Annotated in this window: 25 protein-coding genes; 17 read left to right on the forward strand and 8 right to left on the reverse strand. The window is 68.2% G+C overall.

The annotated features are described in order from the left end of the window. Positions 1-22: 22 nt before the first annotated feature. The 4 genes from ACIQK7_RS05905 to ACIQK7_RS05920 all read right to left on the reverse strand — a co-directional run bounded on the left by ACIQK7_RS05905 (position 23) and on the right by ACIQK7_RS05920 (position 4,370). Positions 23-805: an ABC transporter ATP-binding protein gene (locus ACIQK7_RS05905; RefSeq protein WP_403022191.1), complete on the reverse strand. Its 783-nt coding sequence runs from the start codon at positions 803-805 to the stop codon at positions 23-25. Continuing rightward, complete coding sequence (locus tag ACIQK7_RS05910; protein ID WP_403022192.1) at positions 796-1,824, reverse strand: putative F420-0 ABC transporter permease subunit; 1,029 nt, start codon at positions 1,822-1,824, stop codon at positions 796-798. The genes ACIQK7_RS05905 and ACIQK7_RS05910 overlap by 10 nt, the downstream gene beginning before the upstream one ends. 32 nt (positions 1,825-1,856) lie before the next feature. Then, positions 1,857-2,837, reverse strand: a complete 981-nt coding sequence (locus ACIQK7_RS05915) for a putative F420-0 ABC transporter substrate-binding protein (RefSeq protein ID WP_403022194.1) — start codon at positions 2,835-2,837, stop codon at positions 1,857-1,859. Positions 2,838-2,999: 162 nt separating this feature from the next. Continuing rightward, positions 3,000-4,370, reverse strand: coding sequence for an aminotransferase class I/II-fold pyridoxal phosphate-dependent enzyme (locus ACIQK7_RS05920; RefSeq protein WP_403022196.1), 1,371 nt, complete (start codon positions 4,368-4,370; stop codon positions 3,000-3,002). Positions 4,371-4,567: 197 nt separating this feature from the next. Between ACIQK7_RS05920 and ACIQK7_RS05925 the strand changes: the two genes are divergently transcribed. The 11 genes from ACIQK7_RS05925 (at position 4,568) to ACIQK7_RS05975 (ending at position 16,176) form a co-directional block, all read left to right on the forward strand. Beyond that, positions 4,568-5,416 (forward strand): nitrilase-related carbon-nitrogen hydrolase, encoded by an 849-nt coding sequence (locus ACIQK7_RS05925; RefSeq protein ID WP_403022198.1) that lies wholly within the window; start codon positions 4,568-4,570, stop codon positions 5,414-5,416. A gap of 10 nt (positions 5,417-5,426) precedes the next feature. Beyond that, positions 5,427-6,860, forward strand: coding sequence for a dihydropyrimidinase (gene hydA, locus ACIQK7_RS05930; RefSeq protein WP_403022200.1), 1,434 nt, complete (start codon positions 5,427-5,429; stop codon positions 6,858-6,860). A 10-nt stretch (positions 6,861-6,870) separates the two neighbouring features. Continuing rightward, positions 6,871-7,899 (forward strand): TIGR03842 family LLM class F420-dependent oxidoreductase, encoded by a 1,029-nt coding sequence (locus ACIQK7_RS05935; RefSeq protein ID WP_325209975.1) that lies wholly within the window; start codon positions 6,871-6,873, stop codon positions 7,897-7,899. Between the two features lie 9 nt (positions 7,900-7,908). Beyond that, positions 7,909-8,847 (forward strand): ABC transporter permease subunit, encoded by a 939-nt coding sequence (locus ACIQK7_RS05940; RefSeq protein ID WP_325209976.1) that lies wholly within the window; start codon positions 7,909-7,911, stop codon positions 8,845-8,847. After that, on the forward strand, positions 8,844-9,668 hold the full coding sequence (locus ACIQK7_RS05945) for an ABC transporter ATP-binding protein (RefSeq protein WP_325209977.1): 825 nt from the start codon (positions 8,844-8,846) through the stop codon (positions 9,666-9,668). The genes ACIQK7_RS05940 and ACIQK7_RS05945 overlap by 4 nt, the downstream gene beginning before the upstream one ends. A gap of 17 nt (positions 9,669-9,685) precedes the next feature. After that, positions 9,686-10,450 carry an ABC transporter permease subunit gene (locus tag ACIQK7_RS05950; RefSeq protein WP_325210144.1) on the forward strand — a complete coding sequence of 255 codons (765 nt, stop codon included), beginning with the start codon at positions 9,686-9,688 and terminating at the stop codon, positions 10,448-10,450. Positions 10,451-10,520: 70 nt separating this feature from the next. After that, the gene (locus ACIQK7_RS05955) at positions 10,521-11,669 is read left to right on the forward strand and encodes an ABC transporter substrate-binding protein (protein ID WP_403022203.1); all 1,149 of its coding nucleotides are present in this window, start codon (positions 10,521-10,523) and stop codon (positions 11,667-11,669) included. 75 nt (positions 11,670-11,744) lie between these two features. Beyond that, on the forward strand, positions 11,745-13,058 hold the full coding sequence (locus ACIQK7_RS05960; RefSeq protein ID WP_403022205.1) for an aspartate aminotransferase family protein: 1,314 nt from the start codon (positions 11,745-11,747) through the stop codon (positions 13,056-13,058). A 51-nt stretch (positions 13,059-13,109) separates the two neighbouring features. Next, a complete protein-coding gene (locus ACIQK7_RS05965) occupies positions 13,110-14,603 on the forward strand; it encodes a CoA-acylating methylmalonate-semialdehyde dehydrogenase (RefSeq protein ID WP_403022207.1) in 1,494 nt (497 codons plus the stop codon). A 19-nt stretch (positions 14,604-14,622) separates the two neighbouring features. Beyond that, positions 14,623-15,177, forward strand: coding sequence for an orotate phosphoribosyltransferase (pyrE, locus tag ACIQK7_RS05970; RefSeq protein ID WP_325209981.1), 555 nt, complete (start codon positions 14,623-14,625; stop codon positions 15,175-15,177). 3 nt (positions 15,178-15,180) lie between these two features. After that, positions 15,181-16,176 carry a hypothetical protein gene (locus ACIQK7_RS05975; protein WP_403022210.1) on the forward strand — a complete coding sequence of 332 codons (996 nt, stop codon included), beginning with the start codon at positions 15,181-15,183 and terminating at the stop codon, positions 16,174-16,176. A 307-nt stretch (positions 16,177-16,483) separates the two neighbouring features. Here ACIQK7_RS05975 and ACIQK7_RS05980 read toward each other — a convergent pair whose 3' ends face one another. The 4 genes from ACIQK7_RS05980 to ACIQK7_RS05995 all read right to left on the reverse strand — a co-directional run bounded on the left by ACIQK7_RS05980 (position 16,484) and on the right by ACIQK7_RS05995 (position 20,763). Then, positions 16,484-17,329: a PIG-L deacetylase family protein gene (locus ACIQK7_RS05980; protein ID WP_403022212.1), complete on the reverse strand. Its 846-nt coding sequence runs from the start codon at positions 17,327-17,329 to the stop codon at positions 16,484-16,486. 280 nt (positions 17,330-17,609) lie between these two features. Then, complete coding sequence (gene argG / locus ACIQK7_RS05985; protein ID WP_403022214.1) at positions 17,610-19,028, reverse strand: argininosuccinate synthase; 1,419 nt, start codon at positions 19,026-19,028, stop codon at positions 17,610-17,612. 40 nt (positions 19,029-19,068) lie between these two features. Next, on the reverse strand, positions 19,069-19,923 hold the full coding sequence (locus ACIQK7_RS05990; RefSeq protein WP_403022216.1) for an oxaloacetate decarboxylase: 855 nt from the start codon (positions 19,921-19,923) through the stop codon (positions 19,069-19,071). Between the two features lie 27 nt (positions 19,924-19,950). Then, a complete protein-coding gene (locus ACIQK7_RS05995; protein WP_403022218.1) occupies positions 19,951-20,763 on the reverse strand; it encodes a glucose 1-dehydrogenase in 813 nt (270 codons plus the stop codon). Positions 20,764-20,910: 147 nt separating this feature from the next. On the opposite strand from ACIQK7_RS05995, the gene ACIQK7_RS06000 reads away from it, so the two are divergent. From ACIQK7_RS06000 to ACIQK7_RS06025, 6 genes are read left to right on the forward strand one after another with little or no spacing between them, the layout of a single operon-like run. Continuing rightward, the gene (locus tag ACIQK7_RS06000; RefSeq protein WP_403022220.1) at positions 20,911-21,678 is read left to right on the forward strand and encodes a GntR family transcriptional regulator; all 768 of its coding nucleotides are present in this window, start codon (positions 20,911-20,913) and stop codon (positions 21,676-21,678) included. Beyond that, on the forward strand, positions 21,675-22,787 hold the full coding sequence (gene dctP / locus ACIQK7_RS06005) for a TRAP transporter substrate-binding protein DctP (RefSeq protein ID WP_403022222.1): 1,113 nt from the start codon (positions 21,675-21,677) through the stop codon (positions 22,785-22,787). The genes ACIQK7_RS06000 and dctP overlap by 4 nt, the downstream gene beginning before the upstream one ends. Positions 22,788-22,789: 2 nt before the next feature. Further along, a complete protein-coding gene (locus ACIQK7_RS06010; RefSeq protein ID WP_403022224.1) occupies positions 22,790-23,323 on the forward strand; it encodes a TRAP transporter small permease in 534 nt (177 codons plus the stop codon). Next, positions 23,323-24,741 carry a TRAP transporter large permease gene (locus ACIQK7_RS06015; RefSeq protein WP_403022225.1) on the forward strand — a complete coding sequence of 473 codons (1,419 nt, stop codon included), beginning with the start codon at positions 23,323-23,325 and terminating at the stop codon, positions 24,739-24,741. Before ACIQK7_RS06010 ends, ACIQK7_RS06015 begins: the two co-directional genes overlap by 1 nt. Positions 24,742-24,748: 7 nt before the next feature. Continuing rightward, positions 24,749-25,513 (forward strand): HpcH/HpaI aldolase/citrate lyase family protein, encoded by a 765-nt coding sequence (locus tag ACIQK7_RS06020; protein ID WP_403022227.1) that lies wholly within the window; start codon positions 24,749-24,751, stop codon positions 25,511-25,513. Next, positions 25,510-26,145: a TrmH family RNA methyltransferase gene (locus ACIQK7_RS06025; protein WP_403022228.1), complete on the forward strand. Its 636-nt coding sequence runs from the start codon at positions 25,510-25,512 to the stop codon at positions 26,143-26,145. Before ACIQK7_RS06020 ends, ACIQK7_RS06025 begins: the two co-directional genes overlap by 4 nt. Positions 26,146-26,169 lie beyond the last annotated feature (24 nt).

Here is a 26,169-nt window from a genome sequence, read left to right on the forward strand (position 1 = left end):
AAGGGAGGGGATGCGCGGGCGGCTAGGAGAAGACGATGACCGGGTGGCCTGTGCGCGGGTTGGTCAGCACGTCGCAGTCCACGCCGTAGACGGCGCTGATGGTGGCGGGCTGCAGCACCTCGGCGGGGGTGCCGGCGGCCACGAGGCATCCGTCGTCGAGGAGCAGGATGCGGTCGCAGTGGGCGGCCGCGAGCGTGAGGTCGTGGAGCGCCATGACGGCCGTGACGCCGAGCCCGCGCACCTGCCGCAGGAGCGACAGTTGGGCGTGCACGTCGAGGTGGTTGGTGGGTTCGTCGAGCAGGAGCACGCCCGGCTCCTGGGCGAGGGCCCGGGCGACCTGCACGCGCTGCTGCTGGCCGCCGCTCAGGGTGTGCCAGTGCCGCTCGGCGATGTCGGTCGCGCCCGCGGCCGCGAGGGCGGCGTCGACCGAGGGGGCGTCGGTGGAGCTGAGGAGTCCGCGGCGGTGCGGGATGCGGCCGAGCTGCACGACCTCACGGGCGGTCAGGTCGGTCGAGGGGGTGGCGTTCTGTTCGAGGAGGGCGATGCGGCGGGCGCGCTCGCGGCGCGGGAGGGCGGCGAGGTCGGTTCCGTCGATTGCGACGGTGCCGGCATCCGGGGCCGTGATGCCGCCGATGACCCGCAGGAGGGTGGACTTGCCGGCGCCGTTGGGGCCGAGCAGGCCCGTCACAAGGCCGCTGGGGGCGCTCGCCGTGATGTCGCGAAGCACGGGCCGACCGTCGATCGAGACGGAGACTCCGCTGAGCTCGAGCCCCGCGAGCCGGGTCTGCGTCGTCGTCACGCCCATGTTGCCCCCCTCTTGCGCGCGAAGAGGAGCACGAAGACGGGCACGCCGATGACGGCCGTAATGATGCCGACCGGCAGCTCGCGCGGGTCGAAGACGGTGCGGGCGAGGGTGTCGGCGACGACGAGGAAGAGGGCGCCGGCGACGACCGCGAGTGGGAGCATCCGTACGTGCCCGGGGCCCGTGACGCTGCGCACGACGTGGGGGAGGATGAGGCCGACGAAGCCGATCGCCCCGCTCACGGCCACCATCGCGCCAGTGAGGAGCGCGACGCCCGTGAGCAGCAGCCAGCGGGTGGCCTCGACGTTGATGCCGAGGGATGCGGCGGCCGTGTCGCCGAAGGTGAAGGCATCGAGTCGCGGCGCGGCGAGCACGAGCGCGGTGCCGACGACGGCGAGGGCGATGCCCGAGATTGCGACGGTCGACCAGTCGCTGCCCGCGAGGGACCCGAGCAGCCAGTTGAGGATCTCGCGGTAGGAGTCGCCCTTGGCCGACCAGAAGATGACGAAGGAGGTCGCCGCCCCCGCCAGTTGGGCGATCGCGAGCCCCGCGAGCACGGCGCGCCCCGGCGTGATGGCCCCTCCCGCCCGCGCGATCGCGAGGGACGCGACGAGCGCGAGCAGGGCACCCGCGAAGGCGGCGACGGGCAGCAGGATGCCGAGCCCGAGGATCAGCACGGCCACCGCGCCGAGGGAGGCGCCCGAGGAGAGCCCGAGCAGGTAGGGATCGGCGAGGGGGTTGCGGGTAACGCTCTGCATGACGGCGCCGCTGAGGGCGAGTCCGGCGCCGACCGCCGCGGCGGTCAGCACGCGGGGCAGTCGCAGCTCCCACACGATCGCGTCGGTGAGGGGCGGCACGGCGGCGACAGGCAGTCCCAGGTGCCCGGCGACGCTCGCGAGCACATCACCCACCCGGATGTCGGCGGGCCCGATCGTGATGGCGACACAGCAGACGATGAGCAGGGCCGCGAGCGTGCTGAGGAGCGCGGCCGCGTGGGACACGCGACGGCGGGGGTCGCGCATCCGCTTCTCCGCCGGCGGGCGGGTGTCGAGGGTTACCAGCCGAGCCCCCTGAGCTGTTCGATGGCGGATGCCGCGGCCTCCACATTGCGGATGCCCGCCTCAGTCGCAGCGAACGGCAGCACGACGTAGCGGCCCTCCCGCACGGCCTCGAGGGAGGCGGTCGCGGGATGCCCCTCGAGCACCTCGATCTTGGAATCGGCGGTGTTCCACGCGGAGTCGACGAGCACGATCACGTCGGGGTTGTGGGCGACGACGGTCTCCCAGCTGACGGAACTCCAGGTGTCGTCGAGGGAGGAGAAGATGTTGGAGAGTCCTGCGGCATCCATGATCATCTGCGGCGCGCCGATGCCCGCGCCGACGTAGGGGGTGTCTCGGCCGCTCGAGTACCAGAGCGCGGTGGGGGCGCCATCGACGGGGCGAAGCGCGGCGAGCGCGGCCTGCTGTTCGGCCACGAGCTCGGTCGCGGCGGCCTGGGCGTCGAAGATGCGGCCCGCCTCGGTGATGCTGTCGAAGACCGTCTCGAAGGTCAGCGGTCGCGGCATGTAGCCCTCGCCCTTGCACGCGGGTGGCGCGACGTAGCTCGCGATGCCGAACTGCGCGAGCCGGTCGCGCTCGCCGGCGCCCTCGACGCTGAAGTTCGACTCCCAACCGGCGTAGACGAGGTCGGGCTCGAGGGCGAGCACGGCCTCCTGCCCGGGCACCGAGTCGCTCAGCACCTCGACCTCGGCGCCGTCCGGGAGGGGGCCGTCGAGCGCGGAGGCGCCCACGATCCGCTCTCCCAGGCCAAGCGCGAGCAGCAGCTCGGTCGTGCTCGACTTGATCGTGACGACGCGCTCCGGCGGGCTGTCGAGGGTGAGCTCGAAGCCGCAGTTGTCCACCGTGAGGGGGTAGGCGGCGGCTGGCGCGGGTGCGGCATCCACATCATCCGCAACGGATCCGGCGGTGCATCCCGCGAGCAGGAGGAGCACGGCGGATGCGGCGGCGAGGGTCGCTGGGCGGCTGCGAGTTGTCATGATGGTCGGCCTCGATCGGGAGCGGCCCGGGCGCGGGTGCGCGAGGGCTTCGTGAGGGCACGCCGACGTGGGCGTGCGGGCACGGCATGACGCCGATCGACAGGCCGCCCAATGCCTGGGCGGCTCGACCCGGTCACAGCCGACCGGGGGTCTGCCAGCAGACTACGCCCATCTGGCGCCCGGCGCGCGGTCTGCGGCTGATCTCGGTGCGGCGGTCGCGGCGAGGGCCGCGGCGATCTCGCGCACCTCGCCGCGGATCGCGCCGACGGTGATGCGCAGGTGGGGTTGCTGGTTCTCGTCGACGGCGAGGAAGGGTGTGCCTCCCGCGACCCGGATTCCGGATGCCGCGAGCTGGAGCATCGCCTCATGCTCGTCCTCGACGGCAAGCCAGGTGTTGATGCCGTCAGCGGGGCCGGTGGTCACGCCGAGCTCGCTGAGAGCCTCGGCGAGTTCGTGCTGCCGGGTGGCGTACTCGTCGCGGGCGCGCGCCACCTGAGCGACGCTGCGCTCGTCGACGAGGAGGTCGTGGAGGATGGTCTGCAGCATGCGGCTCGTCCAGCCGGGCCCGAGCATCCGTCGAGCGACGACGCGGTTCACGAGGGCGGCAGACCCGCCGAGCGCCGCGATCCGCAGGTCGGGTCCGTGGGACTTGGAGTAGCTGCGCACGTGCAGCACGCGCTCGGGCAGCCATTGGCCGATGCTGACGTCGTCGGCCGTGCTGATCTGCCCCGAGTGGTCGTCTTCGATCACGATCGTCTTGGCCGCCCGCGGGTCGTCCTGCAGCATCCGGGCGAGCTCTTCGGCGCGCGCGGCGGTCATGGATGCGCCCGTGGGGTTGTGTGCCCTCGGTTGGAGGATGACGGCGGAGGGGCCCTTGGCGAGGGCGGCCGCGAAGGCGCTGGGCTCGAGGCCGTGCTGGTCGACGGGCACGGGCAGGCGCTCGACGCCGAGTTGGTCGAGCAGGTCGTAGAAGGGCGGGAAGGTGGGGTTCTCGATGATGACCCGGTCGCCGAAGCGCACGACCTCGTCGAGGCTGCGGGAGATCGCGTCGAGGGCACCGTTGACGACCGTGATGGCGTCGACGGGATACGGCCACGATTGCTGCAGCACGTCCAGGAGCTCGGGGATGACGGGAAGGTCCTGGTAGCTGGAGGTGACGGCGCGTTCCGAGATGCGGGAGAGCGACGGGCCGAGGGCGGGGAGCAGCTCCGGGTCCGGGATGCCGCGGGAGAGGTCGATCCGCGAGTCGACCCGTCGCCCCGCCATGACCTTGCTGCGCGCGGGCAGCCACTCCTGGGCGCGCTCCGACACGAAGGTGCCGCTGCGTCCCCGCGACACGATGAGGCCCGCGGCGCTGACGGCCTGCCAGGCGTGGCTGACGGTCGCGGGGCTCACCCCGAGGTCGCCGGCGAGCTGGCGCACGGTGGGAAGGCGGGTGCCCGGGGCGAGGCGACCGGAGCTGATGAGCCTGCCGAGCGCGGCCGAGATGCCCGCGGGCGTCGGCTCATCGATCTCGTCGACCAGAGGATTCATGGGTCAACCTTGGCCAATCTCTTGCCCCTAGGGGGATTGCTCGTCAGGATGATTAACGAATGCGTCACTCAGAGAAACACAACAGAAATGTTTACGTCGAAGAATAACAAAACCGGACGACGTGGTCCTGGTTTTTCGACTCAGTAGCTCGGTGCCTGCGTAACTGGTGGGCCCGACCCGTTTCGTGGAGGTTCACCTTGACCGTAGTCCGAGCCGCCATCACCCAGACCACCTGGACTGGCGACAAAAAATCCATGCTCGACAAGCACGAGCAGTTCGCGCGGGATGCCGCGGCCGAGGGAGCGCAGATCATCTGCTTCCAAGAGCTCTTCTACGGCCCGTACTTCGGCATCACCGAGGACAAGAAGTACTACCGCTACGCGGAGCCGGCCGACGGCCCCATCGTGCAGCGCTTCGCGGCCCTCGCCAAGGAGCTGGGTCTCGTCATGGTCCTCCCGATCTATGAGGAAGACATCACGGGCGTCTACTACAACACCGCCGTTGTGGTCGACGCCGACGGCACGATCCTCGGCAAGTACCGCAAGCACCACATCCCGCACTTGGACCGCTTCTGGGAGAAGTTCTACTTCCGCCCCGGCAACCTCGGCTACCCCGTCTTCGACACGGCCGTCGGTAAGGTCGGCGTCTACATCTGCTACGACCGGCACTTCCCAGAGGGATGGCGCGAGCTCGGCCTGAACGGCGCCCACATGGTCTTCAACCCCAACGCCACCAAGCCGGGTCTTTCGAACCGGCTGTGGGAGGTCGAGGGGCCCTGCGCCGCCGTCGCGAACGGATACTTCGTGCTGCAGCCCAACCGGGTCGGCCGTGAGGACAACGAGTACGGCGAGCTCGCCGTCGACTTCTACGGCACGAGCCAGGTCATCGACCCCCGCGGCAACTTCGTCGGGGAAAAGGGCTCGGGCGACTCGGAGGAGCTCATCATCCGTGACCTCGACCTCGACATGGTGCAGCAGATGCGCGACGACTGGCAGTTCTACCGCGACCGCCGACCCGACTCGTACACGAGCATCCCGAAGCCGTAGGGAGACGACCATGAAGACCCTCATCAAGAACGGCACCGTCGTCTCGGCGACCGGCCGCGTGCAGGCCGACGTGCTCATCGACGGCGAGACGATCGTCGCCGTGCTCACACCGGGCTCGACGCTGCTCGGCACCGACCTGGCCGCCAACGTCGACACGGTGATCGACGCGGCGGGCAAATACGTCATCCCCGGCGGGATCGACGCCCACACGCACATGGAGCTTCCGTTCGGCGGCACCGCGGCATCCGACACCTTCGAGACCGGCACCCGCGCTGCCGCGTGGGGCGGCACGACGACGATCATCGACTTCGCGGTGCAGACCTACGGCCAGCGGGTAATGGACGGCCTTGCCACCTGGCATGAGAAGGCGGCGGGCAACTGCGCGATCGACTACGCCTTCCACCAGATCATCGGCGACGTCACCGACGACTCGCTCCAGGCCATGCGGGCGCTCCCCGAGGAGGGCGTCTCGAGCTTCAAGCTCTTCATGGCCTACCCGGGCGTCTTCATGTCGGATGACGCGCAGGTGTTCAAGGCGATGCAGGTCTCCGCCGACACGGGGATGATGACGATGATGCACGCCGAGAATGGCCCCGTCATCGACGTCATGGTCAAGCAGCTGCTTGAGCAGGGCAAGACCGACCCGTACTACCACGGGGTCGCCCGCGCCTGGCAGATGGAGGAGGAGGCGACGCACCGCGCCATCATGCTCGCCAACCTGACGGGCGCACCCCTCTACGTCGTGCACGTCAGCGCGAAGCAGGCGGTCGAGCAGCTGGCGGCGGCGCGGGATGTGGGCCAGAACGTCTTCGGCGAGACCTGCCCGCAGTACCTCTACCTTTCACTCGAAGACCAGCTCGGGGCATCCAGTGACGAATTCGGCGCCTTCGAGGGTGCCAAGTGGGTCTGCTCGACGCCGCTGCGCTCCAAGCATGAGGGGCACCAGCACCACATGTGGCAGAGCCTGCGCACCAACGACATCCAGATGGTCTCGACCGACCACTGCCCCTTCTGCATGAAGGGCCAGAAGGAGCTCGGCCTCGGCGACTTCTCCAAGATCCCCAATGGCATCGGCTCGGTCGAACACCGCATGGACCTGCTCTACCAAGGCGTCGTAGACGGCCAGATCAGCCTCGAACGCTGGGTCGAGATCACCTCGACGACGCCCGCCCGCATGTTCGGGCTCTATGGCAAAAAGGGGGTCATCCAGCCCGGGGCCGACGCCGACATCGTCGTCTACGACCCCAACGGCCACACCTCGATCGGCGTGGGCAAGACCCACCACATGAACATGGACCACTCGGCGTGGGAGGGCTTCGAGATCGACGGCCACGTCGACACCGTGGTCTCCCGTGGCAAGGTCATCGTCGACGAGAGCGGCTACATCGGCACCAAGGGTGACGGTCAGTTCGTCAAGCGCGGCCTGAGCCAGTACCTGATCTGAGGGGCGATCAATGGATTTCGGAGCAGTACTGCAGACCAACCCGCCGTCGGCGCGCACCGTGCAGCTGGCGAAGCTGGCGGAGGCGCACGGCTTCAGCCACGTGTGGACCTTCGACTCGCACCTGCTGTGGCAGGAGCCCTATGTGATCTACAGTCGCATCCTCGCCGAGACCGACAAGGTCATCGTCGGGCCGATGGTGACGAACCCGGCGACCCGCGACTGGACGGTCACGGCATCCACCTACGCGACGCTCAACGAGATGTACGGCAACCGCACGATCTGCGGCATCGGCCGCGGCGACTCGGCAGTGCGGGTCACGAACGGTGCCCCGACGACCCTCAAGACGCTGCGTGAATCGATCCACGTGATCCGGGAGCTCGCCAACAGCCGGCCCGTCGAATACAACGGCGCGACGCTGCAGTTCCCCTGGAGCAAGGGGTCGAAGCTCGACGTGTGGGTCGCCGCGTATGGTCCCCTCGCGCTCAAGCTCACGGGCGAGGTCGGCGACGGCTTCATCCTGCAGATGGCCGACCTCGATGTCGCCGAATGGATGATCAAAACGGTGCGGGATGCCGCCGCCAACGCCGGCCGCGACCCCATGTCGATCAAGTTCTGCGTCGCGGCGCCCATGTACATCACCGACGATGCGGATGCTGCGCGGGCGCACATGCGCGACCAGTGCCGCTGGTTCGGTGGCATGGTGGGCAACCACGTCGCCGACATCGTGGCGAAGTACGGGGAGGGCTCGGCCGTGCCGAAGGCCCTCACCGACTACATCAAGGGCCGGGAGGGTTACGACTACAACGAGCACGGGCGGGCGGGCAACACGCACGCCGACTTCGTGCCCGACGAGATCGTCGACCGCTTCTGCGTGCTAGGCACGGCATCCGATCACATCGAGAAGCTCAAGGCACTCGCGGAGCTCGGTGTCGACCAGTTCGCCGGGTACCTGCAGCATGACAACAAAGAGGAGACGCTGCGGGTCTACGGCGAGACCGTCATCCCCGCGCTCTCCGAGCACATCGTCGCGAAGGCGTAGGGCCGGGAGATGGCCGACGGGCTCAGCCGCACAGGGCAGATCGCGACCCCGGGCCTGCGTCGTCGCCGTGGAGCGCCCGCCCGCGAGCTCGCCCGCTGGGGTGCCGGGGCGCTCGGCATCGTCGTGCTCGTGGGCATCTGGGAGCTCTACAAGCTCCTCGGTCCCGCCGACGGGCTCGTGCTCTTCGGTAACCGCGTGCTGCCGCGCACGAGCGACCTCGCCATGCCGCACAGCTGGGACATGCTCGCCCGGCTGCTCGAACCGGTCACGCGAGCGGACGGCGCGCGGCCGCTCTGGCTCGAGGTCGCCGTCGCGGCGACCCTCACGCTCGGCATCGCCGCGGCGGGCTGGCTCACGGGGCTCGTCGTGGGCGTCGGCCTCGCGCTCGTGATGCAGCGGTGGAAGCTTGCCGAATGGGGCCTGCTGCCCTGGATCATCCTCAGCCAGACCATCCCCCTCATCGCCTTCGCCCCCGTCGTGCGCAGTTGGGGCTCGCGCATCGAGATCGGCGCCTTCGAGTGGCAGGACTGGATGTCGGTGGCGCTCATCGCTTCCTACCTCGCTTTCTTCCCCATCGCTGTCGGCGCGCTCAAGGGCTTGCAGTCGCCCGACACGATCCACGTTGAACTCATGAAGACTTACGCGGCCGGGTGGTGGAAGACCCTCGTGCGCCTACGCCTGCCCGCCGCCGTGCCCTACCTGCTGCCCGCGCTCAGGCTCGGCGCCGCCAACGCCGTCATCGGTGCCGTCGTCGCCGAGGTCTCGACAGGGCTGCAGGGCGGCATCGGGCGCATCCTCATCCAATACGCCGGCCAGGCGAGCGGAGACCCGTCCAAGGCGTGGGGGCCCATCTTCGGGGCCATCGTGCTGGGGCTCGTCGCGGCCGGATCAATCGCACTGCTCGGCGCCATGCTGGGCCGCTACAGGAGAGTGGAGATCAGCGGATGACGCAGATGACCGGTGGTACGGATGCCGTCAGCATCGCGGGGGTCGACAAGGTCTTCGAGACCCGCAGCGGGCAGGTGCAGGCGCTCTCGGGCATCGACCTGACGGTGGCGGCGGGTGAGTTCGTGTCGCTCATCGGCCCCTCCGGCTGCGGCAAGTCCACGCTCATGCGCCTCATCGCCGACCTCGACCAGCCGAGCACGGGCACCGTGTCGGTGTTCGGCAAGCCGGCGAAGGATGCCCGCATCGCCCAGGACTACGGCATCGCCTTCCAGCAGGCCGGCCTGCTGCCGTGGCGCACGGTCGAGGAGAACATCGAGCTGCCCCTCTCCCTCCACGGGGCGCCGAAGGCCGAACGTGCGGCACGCGTCGCCGAGCTCGTCTCCCTCGTGGGCCTCGGGGACTTCGCCGACCGCTACCCCGACCAGCTCTCGGGCGGCATGCAGCAGCGCGTCGCGATCGCCCGGGCGCTGGCGGAGAAGCCGCGCCTGCTGCTCATGGATGAACCCTTCGGCGCCCTCGACGAGATGACGAGAGAACGGATGCAGTCGGAGCTCGTGCGCATCTGCGCCGAGACCGGCGCGGCCGTCGTGTTCGTGACGCACTCCATCCCCGAAGCCGTGTTCCTCTCCGACCGGGTCGTCGTCATGTCGCCCCGGCCGGGTCGCATCCAGGAGATCGTGACGATGCGGCTCGCCGCCACCGCCGACCGCGAAGAGGGTCTGCGCGAGCAGCACGAGTTCTTCGACATGATCACGGCCGTGCGCGAGGCCCTCCACCAGGGCTCGCCGGTCGCCGCGGTGCGTGGAGTGGAGACGCGCTGATGGGCCGGGCCGTGACGATGAACCCGCGGACGGAGGTCGCCGCTCGCACCATCGCGCCCATCGTCGTGGGCCTCGTGGTGCTCGGCGGCTGGCAGCTCGCCGTGACCGTCGGGGGCGTCGACGACTATCTCCTGCCAGCGCCCGCCTCCATCATCGACCAGCTCGTGGAGTTCGCCCCCTCGATGCTCAGCGCCGGGCTCATCACGGGCACCAACGCCCTCATCGGCCTGCTCGTGGGGGCCGTGCTCGGCATCGTGGTCGCCCTCTTCGCGGCATCCGCTCGCCTCGTCGACTGGATGGCCGCGCCCGTCGTCGCGGCGCTCGCCGTCATCCCCATCGTTGCCCTCGCACCCGTGCTCAACACGATGTTCGGTGCCGACTCGCAGTTCGGGCGCCAAGCCATCGCGGCGCTCGCCGTCTTCGTGCCCGTCTTCATCAACACTCTGCGCGGCCTGCGGCAGGCGCTCCCCGTGCACCGCGACCTCATGGCCGTGTACGCCGCGAAACCCGGCCAGGTCATGCGCACCGTGACGCTGCCGACGGCGACGCCCTTCGTCTTCACGGGCATCCGCATCGGCTCCTCGCTCGCCGTCATCTCAGCGCTCGTCGCCGAGTACTTCGGCGGCCCGCGTGGCGGTCTCGGCGGCCTCATCTCCACCTCTGCGGCATCCAGCGCGTACCCGCGTGCCTGGGCCTACGTCATCATCTCCATCGTGCTCGGCCTGGCCTTCTATCTCGTGACGCTCGGCGCTGAGCGACTCGCGGTGCGGAGGCGTAGCTGAACCCGACGTCCTCCCGTCCTCCGGGCGAGATGGCCGACCACACAGGCACCAACGACAGGAAGGCACCGACATGAAACACAGCACACGTCGTGCGGCGAGCATCGCCGCGACAGCACTCGCGGCAGGGCTCGTGCTCTCGGCCTGCTCAGGCACCGGGGGCGACACCGATTCCGACACGGGTGGCGATGAACTCACCGAGGTGAAGCTGCAGCTGCAGTGGCTGCCGCAGGGGCAGTTCGCGGGCTACTTCGCGGCGCAGGAGCAGGGCTTCTTCGAGGAGGCAGGCCTCGACGTCGAGATCATCCCGAGTGGCGGCGACATCGTGCCGCAGGATGCCCTCGCCAACGGTGACGTCGACTACGCGATCGCCTGGGTGCCGAAGGTGCTCGGCTCGATCGGGGCCGGCGCCAATGTGACCAACATCGCGCAGATCTTCCAGCGCTCCGGCACCCTGCAGGTGTCGTGGGCCGACTCCGGCATTGAGTCGGTCGCCGACTTCGAGGGCAAGAAGATCGGCAGCTGGGGCTTCGGCAACGAGTGGGAGATCTTCGCCGCGATGGCGGAGGAGGGCCTCGACTCGACGACCGTCGAGATCATCACGCAGGACTTCAACATGAACGCCTTCCTCTCGGGCGACATCGACGCAGCCCAGGCGATGACCTACAACGAGTACGCGCAACTGCTCGAGGCGGTCAACCCCGACACGGGAGAGCTCTATACGCCGGAGGACTTCACCGTTATCAGCTACGAAGACACGGTCGGCGCGATGCTGCAGGACGCAATCTGGGCCGACACTGAGCGCCTCGAGAGCGACGAGGAGTACCAGGAGACGACCGTCGCCTTCCTCAAGGCGGTCATCAAGGGCTGGGCCTACGCCGCCGACAACCCCGAGGAGGCGTCGGAGATGACCATCAACGCCGGCTCCGGCTGGGGTGCGAGCCACGAACTGTGGATGGTCAACGAGACCAACAAGCTCATCTGGCCGGCAGAGAACGGCATCGGCTACATCGATGAGGCCGCATTCGAGGCCACCGTTGCGGCCGCGCTGAGCGCCACCAACGAGACCGGCGCGAGCCTCATCACCGAGGAACCGCCCGCCACCGCGTGGACCAACGAATACATCGAGCAGGCACTCGCCGAACTCGAGGAGGAGGGGGTCGACGTGAAGGGCGACGACTTCGAGCCCATCGAGGTCGAGCTGCTCGAGGGCGGCGCCTAGCAAGCATCGGCCGGGCGGCCGAGCACACCTCGGCCGCCCGGCCACCAAACGTCAACAGAAAGAAGGCGTGAACCGATGAACGACCGCACCAGCATCCCCAATGAGCGCATCGTCGCGCTCGACCGCGCCCACGTCTTCCACTCCTGGTCTGCGCAGGGCGCCCTTGCGCCGCTCGTCATCTCGGGAGGCTCAGGGACCCGCGCCTGGGATGACGAGGGCACCACCTACCTCGACTTCTCGAGCCAGCTCATCAACCTCAACATCGGCCACCAGCATCCGGCGGTCATCGCGGCAATCGCGGAGCAGGCGCGCCAGCTCACGACGGTCGCCCCCGCCACCGCCAATCTTGCCCGCGGGGAGGCCGCCAAGCGCATCGTCGCGCGGGCGCCCGCGGGCTTCAACAGGGTCTTCTTCACCAACGGCGGTGCGGATGCCAACGAGAACGCCATCCGCATGGCCCGCCTGCACACGGGGCGCGACACCGTGCTCTCGACCTACCGCTCGTACCACGGCAACACGGGGGCCGCGATCGTCGCGACGGGGGACTGGCGACGGATGCCCAACCAGTACGCCCGCGGGCACGTGCACTTCTGGGGGCCCTACCTCTACCGCTCCGAGTTCTGGGCAACGACGCCCGAGCAGGAGTCGGAGCGGGCACTGCGACACCTTGAGCGCACGATCCAGGGCGAGGGACCGCAGACGATCGCGGCGATCCTGCTCGAGACGGTGCCCGGTACCGCCGGCATCCTGCCGCCGCCCCCCGGCTACCTGGCGGGCGTGCGGGAGCTGTGCGAGCGCTACGGCATCGTCCTGATCCTCGACGAGGTCATGGCGGGCTTCGGCCGCACGGGTCGCTGGTTCGCGTTCGACGGCTACGACGTCGTGCCCGACCTCATCACCTTCGCCAAGGGGGTCAACTCGGGCTACGTGCCGGTCGGTGGCGTCATCATCTCCGACGAGATCGCCGCAGACTTCGACGAGACCGTCTTTCCCGGCGGGCTCACCTACAGCGGGCATCCGCTCGCCATGGCGTCGATCATCGGTGCGCTCGACGCGATGGAGCGCGAGGGCATCGTCGACAACGCCGCCCGCATCGGCGCGGAGGCAATCGGGCCGGCGCTCGAATCGCTCGCGCAGAAGCATCCGATCGTCGGCGAGGTGCGGGGTGAGGGCGTCTTCTGGGCGATCGAGCTCGTCGCCGACCGGGAGACCCGCGAACCCCTGCCCGCCGAGACGATGGGCCGCATCAAGAGCGAACTGCTCGCTCGTCGCCTGCTCGCGATCGTGCAGGACAACCGCATCCACGTCGTGCCCCCCTGCGTCGTCACCGATGACGAGGTGGCGGAGGCCGTCGCGATCTACGACGAGGTGCTCGCGCTCGTCGGCTGAATGGCCGCCCGCGGCCGCAGAACCCACGTTTCTCCGAACAAAGGAACCACAATGACCACCACGCTCAACCACTGGATCAACGGGGCTGACGCCGAGGGCACCTCCCCGCGCACCTCGCCCGTCTTCAACCCCGCCCGCGGCGAGGTCAGCAAGAATGTGCGGCTCGCGAGCGTCGCGGATGTCGACACCGCCGTCGCCGCCGCGCGCGAGGCCTTCCCCGCGTGGCGGGATGCGTCGCTCGCCAAGCGGCAGGGCATCCTGTTCACCTTCCGCGAGCTGCTCAACCAGCGCAAGGGCGAGCTGGCCGACATCCTCACCTCGGAGCACGGCAAGGTGACCTCGGATGCGCTGGGCGAGATCGCGCGCGGCCTCGAGGTCGTCGAGTTCGCGCTCGGCATGCCGCACCTGCTGAAGGGTGACTACAGCGAGAACGTTTCCACGGGCGTCGACGTGTTCACGCTGCGGCAGCCGCTCGGTGTTGTGGGCATCATCAGCCCCTTCAACTTCCCCGCCATGGTGCCGCTGTGGTTCTTCCCAATCGCGCTCGCGGCCGGCAATGCGGTCGTGCTGAAGCCGAGCGAGAAAGACCCCTCGGCGGCGAACTGGATGGCCTCGCTGCTCGCGGAGGCCGGCCTGCCGGCGGGGGTGTTCAACGTGGTCCACGGTGACAAGGAGGCGGTCGACGCGCTTCTGGAGCACCCGGATGTCGCCTCCATCTCCTTCGTCGGCTCCACCCCGATTGCCAAGTACATCTACGAGACCGCGTCGTCGCACGGCAAGCGGGTGCAGGCCCTCGGCGGTGCCAAGAACCACATGCTGGTGCTGCCGGATGCCGACCTCGACCTCGCCGCGGACGCCGCCGTCAACGCCGGCTTCGGCTCGGCGGGCGAGCGCTGCATGGCGATCAGCGTCATCCTCGCGGTCGAACCGGTCGCCGACGAGCTCATCTCCCGCATCACCTCCCGCATGCAGGGCCTCAAGGTCGGCGACGGGATGCGCGGATGCGACATGGGCCCGCTCATCACGGAGGCGCACCGCGACAAGGTCGCCTCCTACATCGACATCGCCGAGAACGACGGGGCGACCGTCGTGGTCGACGGGCGCGGCGTGGAGATCGATGGCGAGGCATCCGGGTTCTGGCTCGGCCCGACCCTCTTCGACAGGGTCTCGACCGACTCGGCCGTCTACCGGGACGAGATCTTCGGCCCCGTGCTGTCGATCGTGCGGGTCGCCTCCTACGACGAGGGGCTCGACATCATCAACGGCTCCCAGTACGGCAACGGCACCGCCATCTTCACGAATGACGGCGGGGCGGCGAGGCGCTTTCAGAACGAGGTGCAGGTGGGCATGGTCGGTATCAACGTGCCCATCCCCGTGCCCGTCGCGTACCACTCCTTCGGCGGATGGAAGGACTCACTCTTCGGTGACGCCAAGGCCTATGGCCCCTCGGGCATCGCGTTCTTCACGCGCGAGAAGGCCGTGACGTCACGCTGGCTCGACCCCTCCCACGGCGGCATCAACCTGGGCTTCCCGCAGCATGACTGACCGCCGCTAGAATCGCCGGGTGACGGATGCCAGGCAGCAGCTCATTGAGTACATCAAGACCGACGCGGTCTTCCACGGGGACTTCACCCTCACGAGTGGCAAGAAGGCGAGCTACTACGTCGACCTGCGCAAGGTCAGCCTCGACCACCGCGTCGCGCCCCTGATCGGCCAGGTCATGCTCGACCTGATCGCCGACATCCCGGATGTCGCAGCCGTCGGCGGCCTCACCATGGGTGCCGACCCCATCGCATCCGCGGTGCTGCACCAGGGTGCCGCGCGCGGCGCCGCCTACGACGCCTTCGTCGTGCGCAAGGAGCCCAAGGACCACGGTCGCGGCCGCCAGGTCGAGGGGCCGGATGTCGCGGGCAAGCGCGTCATCGTGCTGGAAGACACCTCCACCACGGGTGGTTCCCCGCTTAAGGCAGCCGAAGCCCTCGAGAAGGTCGGCGCGATCATCGCCGGCGTCGCGGTCGTCGTCGACCGGGACACGGGCGCCAAGGAGATCATCGAGAAGGCTGGCTACCCCTACTACGCGGCCATCACGCTCGGCGACCTGGGCCTGACGAAGGAGTAGCTCGTGGGCAAGCGCGAAGAGGACGACGCCGCCGGCGGTGGGCTCGACGACCTCTTCGGTGCCGACAACTTCCGTGAGTACGACGACAGCATCAACCCGTTTGTTGCGCCGCCGCCGACCGCGCCGGTGAGGGTCGTGACGCCGGACCATCCGCTCCCCGCGGAGGAGCCCGCGCCCATCCACGACCGTTTCTCGGCGACCGTCGCGATGCCGGTGGTGGAGGAGGAGCGCAGCCCGATCCATGACCGTTTCTCGCCGACCGTCGCGATGCCCGTTGTCGGTGAAGAGCGTGGGCCCGTGCACGACCGCTTGTCGCCGACCGTCGCGATGCCCGTTGTCCAGGCGTCCGGAGCTCCCTCTGGTGACGAGACCGTGGCAATGCCGGTCACGCCGCGTGCGGATGCGGCCCCGGCGACCGGTGTCAGCCCCACGGCGGCGGCTCCAGAGCCCGGCGGCAGTCTCTGGATGCGCCTCGGCACCCGGGCCCGCGTGCTCGTCGGCGTCGGAGGCGGCGCAGCCCTCGCCCTGTTCATCGTCGGGCTCTACGCACTCGGCACCGCGCTCGCCGGCGGCCCGGATGCGGCGACCGCCGATGGTGCGGGAGCCGAGGCATCCGTCACCGCCCTCGAACCGGGCGTGCACCCTTGGGCCGCGCTGCAGGGCGGCGAATGCCTCGACCCGCTAGAGAGCGTGTGGGCCGAAGAGTTCACGGTCGTCGAGTGCGACGCGCCCCACGCCGGGCAGTTCCTCCACCGCGGGGAGGTCGGCCCCGAAGTGACCGTCTATCTCGACGCCGAGGGCTGGCAGGGGCTCACGACCACCCTGTGCGACGCGGGCGAACTGCTCGACCTCGACGCGGCATCCGCCATCACCGACCTCCAGTGGCAGCTGACCTACGCGGGCGACGCGACCGAGTGGGCGAACGGCGACCGCAGCTACGGATGCTTCGTCAGCCGCACCTCGGGCGAACCGCTCACGGGGTCGCTGCTCGCGAGATAGTGCGGCTCCTGGCTTGCGTCTCGCGTCTCGCGTATTGCCGCTCCGCGGGCCTCGCTGTGTGCCGCGCCCTCGACGCCTGGCGGCTCGCGGCGCTCGCTTTTCGGCGGGATGCTCACGTCGCAGCATGAGCATCCCGCCGAAAAGCGAGCGTGCGCACCCTAATCGCTGGAGCGCGCTCCGACTTGTCAACGACGCTGGGGTTTGCGTTCTACGGGGTGCTACTGGTTGCCGTGGCATCCGCCGCCGCAGTTTCCTGCACTCGCGCCAGAAATTCCTGTAGCGTCACGCCCAAACCTGTAGCGTCACGCTATCGCAGCGGGTCCTCCGCGAGGTCACGCACGTAGTAGAACTCGTTGTCCCAGAGGGCGTAGATGAGCCAGGTGGGCAGGATGTAGGTCTCCTGCATGTAGTTCTCCTGCGAGGCGTGGATGGCCCAGCCCTCGTGCTTCTTGCCCACCTCGGCCGGCATGGAGTGGGTCGGCGCGGGCTGGTTCTCGGCGACGAACGCCCCTGCTTTTCCGCCGAACATCGTGAGCGCCTTTGTGGGGCTGATCGTGTAGACGATGTGCTCGGGCCCCTTGTATGCCGCGTCATCCTCCGCGACCTCGAGGATCGCCAGCTCGGTGATGCGACCCGTCTCCATGTGGTCCTTGTGGCCGGTGGCTCCGCTCTCGGGCCAGAAGGCGACCACAACATCCGGTTTCTGCTGGCGCAGCACGTCGGCAACGCGCTCGACGAGCTCCTCCTCCTCGGACTGCGGCACCCCGCCATCCGGGTAGTCCCACACCTCGTGGCCGTCGACGCCCATGTTGAAGCTGTTCTTCAGTGACTCGGCCATCCGCACCGCGCCGAGATCCTTCTGCCGTGCGACGACGGGCACCTGCGTGCCCGCCTCGCCCCGCGTTGCCGTGACCATGTAGGTGTACGCGTCATCGTGAGTCTTGGCGCGGGTGAATAGGCCGTTGACGGTCTGCTCGTCATCCGGATGAGCGAAGACTCCGACCACGCGTGTGCCGCCCACCTCGCCGATCACCGAGTCGACGCCCTGCGCACTCGGCTCATGGAACAGGCTCCGCCCGAACCAGTACACGCCGGCGACGGCGACGATCAGGATGCTCGCGACGATGATGAGCGCGACGGTGCGCTTGCGCATGGGTGACTCCGTTGTCTCGGGATGTCCGCCCATCCTGCCAGCGCGGGCGCGCATGCGGCAGGCCCTCGAAGGGGTGCGGGCGGCGTGGCGTGGCGCGTGCCTGCGGTCGCCGTTGCGGGTCTCGAGGGCTACAGTTTCCGCCGCGCGCTACAGAAGTTGCTGTAGCGCGCGGCGGAAACTGCAGCGCCAGCGTTCAGGTGCGAGCAGGGATACGCCCTCGCGGGAACGCAGGAGGGCCCGCCGCGCCGAAGCGCGAGCGGGCCCTCCTAGGTGGAGTGCGTCAGTCGGTGCCGGCGTCGAAGGCGGCCCGGTCGAGAGCCTGCTCGCCCTCGGTGTCGATGCCCTCGCCGCCCGCGATCTCGTCGGCGCCGCCCTGCTCGAGCTGCCCCATGAGCTTGGCGGTCTCGCCCGACACAATGCCCTGGGCGGTGTACTGCTCGAGGCGTGCGCGCGAATCGGCGATGTCGAGGTTGCGCATGGTCAGCTGGCCGATGCGATCTTCGGGGCCGAAGGCGGCATCCGTCACTCGCTCCATCGACAGCTTGTCGGGGTGGTAGCTGAGCGCGGGGCCCTCCGTGTTGAGGATCGTGTAGTCGTCGCCGCGGCGCAGGCGCAGCGTGACGGTACCGGAGACGGCGGAACCGACCCAGCGCACGAGCGACTCGCGCAGCATGAGCGACTGCGGGTCGAGCCAGCGTCCCTCATACATGAGGCGCCCGAGGCGGCGGCCCTCGTTGTGGTAGTTCGCGACCGTGTCTTCGTTGTGGATCGCGTTGAGCAGGCGCTCGTAGGCGATGTGGAGGAGCGCCATGCCGGGGGCCTCGTAGAGGCCGCGGCTCTTGGCCTCGATGATGCGGTTCTCGATCTGGTCGGATGCGCCGAGGCCGTGGCGGCCACCGATCGCGTTCGCCTCGAGGACGAGGGCGACAGCATCCGCGTATTCGGTGCCGTTGATGGCGACGGGGCGGCCGCCATCGAAGGTGATGGTGACGTCTTCGGTCTTGATGTCGACATCTTCACGCCAGGACGCGATCCCCATGATGGGTTCGACGATCTCGAAGCCGGTGTCGAGCTGCTCAAGGCTCTTGGCCTCGTGGGTGGCGCCCCAGATGTTGGCGTCGGTGCTGTACGCCTTCTCGGATGACGCGCGGTACGGCAGGTCGTGCGCCTGCAGCCACTCGCTCATCTCCTTGCGGCCGCCGAGCTCCTCGACGAACTTCTGGTCAAGCCAGGGCTTGTAGATGCGCAGGCGCGGGTTGGCGAGCAGGCCGTAGCGGTAGAACCGCTCGATGTCGTTGCCCTTGTAGGTGGAACCGTCGCCCCAGATGTCGACGCCGTCTTCCTTCATGGCGCGCACCAGCATGGTGCCGGTGACGGCGCGCCCGAGGGGGGTCGTGTTGAAGTAGGTCTTGCCTGCGCTGCGGATGTGGAACGCGCCGCACTGCAGGGCAACGAGGCCCTCCTCGACGAGCGCGCTGCGGCAGTCGACCAGTCGGGCGATCTCGGCGCCGTACTCCTTGGCGCGGTCCGGGATGCTCTCGATATCGGGCTCGTCTGGCTGCCCGATGTCTGCCGTGTAGGTGCAGGGCACGGCGCCCTTGTCGCGCATCCAGGCGACAGCTACCGAGGTGTCGAGTCCGCCCGAGAAGGCGATACCGACGCGCTCGCCGACGGGCAGGCTTGTGAGAACTTTCGACATGGTGTCAATCGTAGGGCTTCGGATGCCGTGTCAGCGGCCCTCAGGACCCGTAGGTGTCGTCCATGCGCTGGTGGTGTGCGAGATCGACGACCTTCATGAACTCGTCGTAGCTGAACGAGGCCGCTGCATTGCTGAAGCCCGTGCTTCGAAGCGTCGCGAGAGCGGATGCCGCTGCCGCTGTCGCCGCAAAGAGCGCGTCGAGCGGATGCAGCACGATGGAGTACCCGAGGTCGCGGGCGTCATCGATCGTGAGGCTGGCCGCTTCAGTGCCCGTGATGAGGGCGATGACCTTGGGCCCCTCGAGCTTCGTGCCGATGGCTTCAGCCTGGGCGAGCGTCTTGACGCCGTCGATGAAGAGAAGGTCGGCTCCGCTGTCGCGGTAGCGGCGGGCTCGCTCGAGTGCCACGTCGAGTCCCTCGACGCCGAGCGCGTCGGTGCGGCCGATGATGAGCAGGTCGTGATCGCCCCGGGCGTCGACCGCAGCCGCGATGTGGCGCGCGGCGCGGAAGTCCTCCATGAGGTGCACGCCCGCCAGCTGGCCGCAGCGTTTGGGACTCGTCTGGTCTTCGAGGTGGAGCGCCGCGACATCCGCCTGGATGTACTCGTGCACCGTGCGCTCGACATTCGACGGACCGCCGTAGCCGTTGTCGGCGTCGGCGATCACCGGGATGCCAGCCGCGCGCACCATGTTGCGTGCGGCATCCGCCATCTCGGTCTGGGTGAGGAGGCCGAGGTCGGGCATGCCGAGTCGTGCCGCGGTCACCCCGAAGCCGGTCATATAGACGGCGTCGAAGCCGGCTTGGCGCACGAGGCGCGCAGTGAGCGGATCGGCTGCGCCCGGGGCCTGCACGAGTCCCTGGCTGAGGAGTGCGCGGAGGTGAGCTGCGTTGGTCATCCTGTTCCTTCTTCGATGTCGGGGTGGTCAGCCGACGGTGAGACCGCCGTCGATGTTGATCGACTGGCCCGTCATGTAGTCGGAAGCGGGGGATGCGAGGAAGGCGGCGAGGCCTGCGACATCGTCGCTCGTCTGCGGCCGACCGAGTGGCACGGCTGAGGTGCGGGTCTTCCACGCCGTGCCGGTCTCCCACCCTTCCACGGCAGACCACTGCTCGTCGATGAGCTTCCACATGTCGGTCTCGACGAGTCCCGGGCAAATCGCATTGACCGTGATGTGGGGCGCGAGGCTTGCGGATGCGCTGTGCGTGAGGCTGATGACGGCTGCTTTGCTCGCGCGGTAGTGGGGGATGATGGGCGCCATCGGGCCGGCCGCGTAGCGTCCCGCGATCGACGCCATCGCGACGATCTTGCCCTTCGGTCGTCCGGCCGCCATGGGCTCCTGCGAGAGCATCTGTCGTGCGGCCGCCTGCATCGTGAGCAGGGTGCCGGTCACGTTGACGTTCATGGTGCGGTTCCAGTCGTCGGCCGTGACGTCGAGGAACGGCTTGACCTGCACGATGCCCGCGTTGCAGACCATCATCTCGAGACTGCCGAACTCCTCGACCGCAGCCTCGACGAGGGAGGTTGTGTCGGCGGCAACCGTCACGTCCGCCCGCACATGGATGGCCGATGCCCCCGTTGCGGAACGCACCTGGGCTGCTGCCTCAGCGGCCTTCTGCTCGTCGATGTCGCTCACGACGATGTTGGCGCCCTGGCGGGCGAGCCGGTGTGCCATGGCGAGGCCGATGCCCTGCCCCGACCCCGTGATGGCAACGGTCATGTTGGTGAGTGATTCCACTGTGAAACTCCGCCTTCGCTCGTGCATGCCTCGCTGGCATCTCTCTTGTATACAAGATTTCTCCACCAATGTGTACATGAGGGCGCGATTTCGTGTATACAAGTGTCAGCACGTCCGTCAATGCCGACAGCGAGAGGAAGTAAGGCGATGCCCAACACCCCCAGCGGTTCCCTCGCTGATCGCGTTGCCACCCAACTGCAGGACGCCATCATCTCGGGCACGCTCGACCTCGGTGAAACCCTCTCCGAAGAGGCGATCGCAGACGCCCTCGAAGTGAGCCGCACGCCAGTGCGCCAAGCGCTGCAGCTGCTGCAGTCGCGCGGGCTCGTGCAGATCCGTCCCAGATCGGGCACGTTCGTCTTCGAGCCGAGCGAGAAGCAGATCGCCGAGATGACCGAGTTCCGCGTCACCCTGGAACTGCAGGCAGCGCGCTGGGCGTTTGAGCGGCGCCGAAAGGAGAGCGCGCGGGGGCTCGCTGAGGTCGTCGAAACGATGCAGGCGGCGATCGACGAGCGCGACATGAACGCCTACGGCCGGGCCGACACCGCCTACCACGAAGTGTTCTTCACCGGATGCGACAACAGCTTCCTCTGGAACACCTACGTCTTCACCTTTGCGCAGATCGCCGCACTGCGGACACACCTCGCCACGTACACCGATGCGGAGCCGCTTCGGTCATTCGCTGACCACGAGGCCATGCGCGACATCTTCGACTCCGGCAGCGCCGACGACATCGAAGCGATCCTCGTGCCACACATCCTGCGCACGAGGGAGAACTACACGACGACGCTCCGCCAGCGGCAGGAGCGCCAGTCAGAGAGCCGGATCGAGCACCTCAGGCGGGCGTTCGAATCCCAAGGGCCGCGTGCCGAAACGGCGCTGGGCCAAGCACCACACCGAGAGGAAAGCAAGTGAACACTGTGAAGAAGAGGCGCGGCCTCGCTGTCGCCGGCACCCTGTTGGCCGCAGCAATGGTCGTCACCGGATGCTCGGCATCCGGCGGAGGAGCGGAAGGCGAAGAGACCTTCGACCTGACCTGGACCTCGTACACGACTCCAGAGGGCTACTACAGCATGGCCATGGACGAGTGGATCGAGATCGTCGAGGAGCGCACCGAGGGTCGGGTCACGATCGAGCCCTTCTACATGGGTTCCCTCTGCGCGACGATGGACGGACTCGCCTGCACCAAGGATGGCCGCGCCGACATCGCCTACACCTCGGCTGCATTCCACCCGGCAGAGTTCCCCCTCGCGAACGTCGTCACGGTGCCGTTCGTCGCGAAGGACCCCGTTGCGCAGACCGCGACGGCGATGTCTCTCTACAACAACAACGAGGCTTACGCGGCCGAGTTCAAGGCACAGGGCGTGCACGCGCTCTACTTCGCCCCAGTGACGACCTCGATCCTCGGCACGACGACCGAGGCGAGCAAGTTCGAGGACCTCAACGGTCTCTCCGTGCGCGGCACCGCTCGCATGCTGAAGGCGCTCGAGATGGCAGGAGCGAACCCCTCCGCCATCGCCGTGAGCGAGATCTACGAATCCATCGAGAACGGCGTCATCGACGCATGGTCGTCGACCGGGCTCGAGTCGGCCATCACCGAGTGGAACCTCGGTGAGGTCACGTCCCACATGACCGACACCCAGTCGGGCTCCTTCATCAACGTGGTTGCGATCATGAACGATGAGGTCTGGAACTCGCTGCCCGAAGACATCCAGCAGATCATGCTCGAGGCGAGCGAAGAGGTCTGGGGCGGGCTCTCGGGCGACTACCTCGACGCGATCTTCACCGAGACGTGTGACCGGGCTGAGGAGCAGGGTGTCGAGCTCAGCGTATGGAGCGACGAGGAGACCGCGAAGTGGGAGGCCGCCGTCGGTGACACCCTCGTCAACGACTGGAAGGCCGAGGCCGAGGCTGCTGGCGCGACCGACGTCGAGGGCTTCTACGCCGACTACCTTGCCGAGCTCGAGACCGCGACCGAAGAGAGTGACTACGTTGCTCCCGTCGAGTACTGCCTGAGCCGCTAACCATGATCATGGTCACACTGTGGGACCGGGTGTTCCGGCCGGTGACGAAGGCGTTTGCCGTCGTCTCCGCGGTGCTCTGCGGTGCCCTCGCGCTGCTCCTCACGGCTGAAGTCGTGATGCGAGCCACGACAGGGGGCTCCATCCGGGGCCTCTTCGAGATCGCAGAGCTCGCCCTCGTGATGACCGTGTTCCTCGGCTTCGCGCAGGCGGAGGTGAACGGCACGCACGTCCGCGTCACCCTGCTGACCGACCGGCTGCGGCCGGCCGTCGCCAACCGCCTGCGCGGAGTCGCCCTGCTCCTGGCGTGCGTATTCCTGGCCTGGATGAGCATCGAGCTCGTCGAGCGTGCCATGAACTCCTTCGTCGGGGGCGAATACCGCACCGGACTGTTGAACTTCCCGGTATGGCCATCGCGGGCATTCGTCGCCTTCGGCACGAGCCTCCTCACGATCGTTGCGCTCGCGAAATCACTCGTCCTCCTGACCGGTCGCACGCCGTCCGGTCTCACCGAGACCACAGAGGGGGGTGCTGTCTGATGTCGGCAGAACTCATCGTCGTCATCGTCCTGGCGCTCTTCTTCCTGATGCTCGCCATCGAGGTGCCCGTCGCATTCGCGCTCGGCTTCTCCGGCATCATCGGCGCCGTCATGCTCCACTCGTTCCGAGTCGCCGACAGCGTGCTCGCCAACGTGCCCTACGAGTCCACCGCCAAGTTCTCGCTCATCGTCATACCCCTCTACATAATGCTCGGGGCGATGGCGACACAGGCGCGGATTCCCGAGCGCGTCTACACCGTGATCAACAGGGTCGCGGGCCGCTTCAAGGGTGGTCTCGCGATCGCAACGATCGGCGCCAGCGGCGGCTTCGCTGCCGTCTCAGGCTCGAGTGTCGCCACCGCCGCCACGCTCGGCAAGATCTCCGTGCACCAGATGATCCGCCACGGCTACTCGGCCCAGCTCGCCACCGGCATCGTTGCGATCGGTGCGACCCTCGGCATACTGATCCCGCCCAGCATCATCATGATCATGTACTCGATCATGAGCGGCGAGTCGATCGGGCAGCTCTTCAGCGCGGGCATCATCCCGGGCATCCTGTCGGCGGTCGCCTATGTGATCACCGCACTCATCCTCGTCAAGCGCGAGGGGTCCAAGGTCACCGACAACGCCGAGGTGCTGGAACGCATCGGCGCCGCAGAGGCTGGCGAACCGGTCGTCGCGGGCAGGCCGGCCACCACGCGCGCCGCAGGCGGCTCCGACCTCGCCGAGTCGAAGTCGAGCTCGCTCTTCGCCGAGATGCGCAGCCTGGTCTGGCTGGTCATCATCGTCGGCGTCGTCGTGCTGAGCATCTTCACGGGCCTCACGACCCTGTCGGAGTCCGCCGCCGTTGCCGCCCTCGTGGCCACCATCGCCGTGATCGCCGAACACTTCCGTTCGGGCCTTCGCTCGGTCGTGGCGCGCATCCGTGACGGGCTCGCGGAGGCGGCATCCGTCACCAGCATGGCTTTCGCCGTCGTCGTGGGAGCGGGAATCTTCGCCTACTTCTTGGTATCTGCTCGCGTGCCGAACAACCTGTCGCGATTCCTGTCGGAGCTGGACGTGCCGCCGATGCTGATCGTCGTGCTCATCCTGCTGCTGATGGTGCCGCTTGGCATGTTCCTCGACTCCCTCGCGGTCGTCGTGATCGTCGTGCCGATCGTCTACCCGACGATCATCGAGCTCGGCTTCGACGGGGTGTGGTTCGCGATCCTTCTCGTCAAGATGATCGAGATCGGCCTCCTCACGCCGCCCGTCGGCATGAACTGCTTCGTCATCTCGGGAGTCACCGGTATCAAGTTGGAGACGGTATTCAAGGGTGTCGCGCCGTTCCTCCTCTGCGAGGCGGTCATCGTCGGCATCCTGCTCGCCTTCCCCGACATCGTGCTCTGGTTGCCCGAGATCGTCGCAGCATCGAGATAGGAACAACATGGTCATGCTGAAGCACGACGAGACTCGAGCGCCGCTCGTCGGCGGCTGGCTCGGCACGCGTTCGCCCGCCGTGGTGGATGCGTGCCGGGAGGCAGGGCTCGAGTTCGTCGTGCTCGACACCCAGCACAGTGCCCTCACCCTGGGGGACTGTGCCGAGCTCCTCGCCGGTGTCGAGGCCGACGACTTCTCGGTGCTCGTGCGCGTCGATTCGAATGACCACGCACAGATCGGCAAGGCGCTCGACTTCGGCGCATCCGCTGTCATCGTGCCGCTCGTGGAGACTGCCGAGCAGGCTGCCGCCGCCGCGAGCGCATGCAGGTTCCCGCCGCTCGGCACGCGCAGCTACGGACCGGTGCGTCGCGATATCTCTTCGGCATCCCCAACGGAACTCGACGAGCGGGCATCGCTCTTCGTCATGATCGAGACGACGCTGGGGCTGCAGAATGCGGCCGAGATTGCCGCGACCCCGGGCGTCGACGGCATCTTCGTCGGTCCGGCGGACCTCTCCATCTCGCTCGGGCTCGCGCCGCACCGCGCCTTCGACACCGACCAGCTCGAGGAATATTTCAGGGCGTTGCGGCGCTTGGCCGACGAGAACCGCCTCATGCTCGGCACGCTCGGCCTCGACGCGGATTCGACTCGCAAATGGCTGGACTACGGATGCGACCTGGTCGCCGTCGTGACAGCTGAGCGACGTCTGCTCGGCGATGCGGTCACCCGGCTGGCGGGCGACATCCGGGTTCGCGGTAGCGTCGAGGGGTGACCGAGCCGAACCCCACCCACGAGCTGTCGACCCATGGTGTCGGGCCGTGGCAGGGAGAGTGGCCCACCGAAGAGCACTACGACCCCGAGCTGCTCGAGCGCGGCGACACCCGAAACGTCATCGACCGCTACCGCTATTGGCGCATGGAGGCGATCGTCGCCGACCTGGACGAGCACCGGCATCCGTTCCATGTGGCGATCGAGAACTGGCAGCACGACATGAACATCGGGTCGATCGTGCGCAGCGCCAACGCCTTCGCCGCCGACAGCGTGCACATCATCGGCCGCCGCCGCTGGAACAAGCGCGGCGCCATGGTCACCGACCGCTACCAACACGTCCTGCATCACGAGGATGTCGCATCCTTCGTCGACTGGGCCCGCAGCGAGGGCCTGCCGATCATCGCGATCGACAACGTCGAGGGCAGCGTCATCATCGAGACCTTCGACCTGCCGGAGCGCTGCGTGCTGCTCTTCGGGCAGGAGGGGCCGGGCCTGTCGGAGCCCGCGATCGAGGCGGCGGATGCCGTGGTCGAGATCTCGCAGTTCGGCTCGACACGGTCGATCAATGCGTCGGCGGCGGCCGCTGTCGCGATGCACGCGTGGGTGACGCAGCACGTGGAGTTCCCCGGCTGACTTTCCCAACTCAGGAGTGTCTGG

The organism is Salinibacterium sp. GXW1014 (assembly GCF_044769865.1).
GTDB lineage: Bacteria > Actinomycetota > Actinomycetes > Actinomycetales > Microbacteriaceae > Homoserinimonas.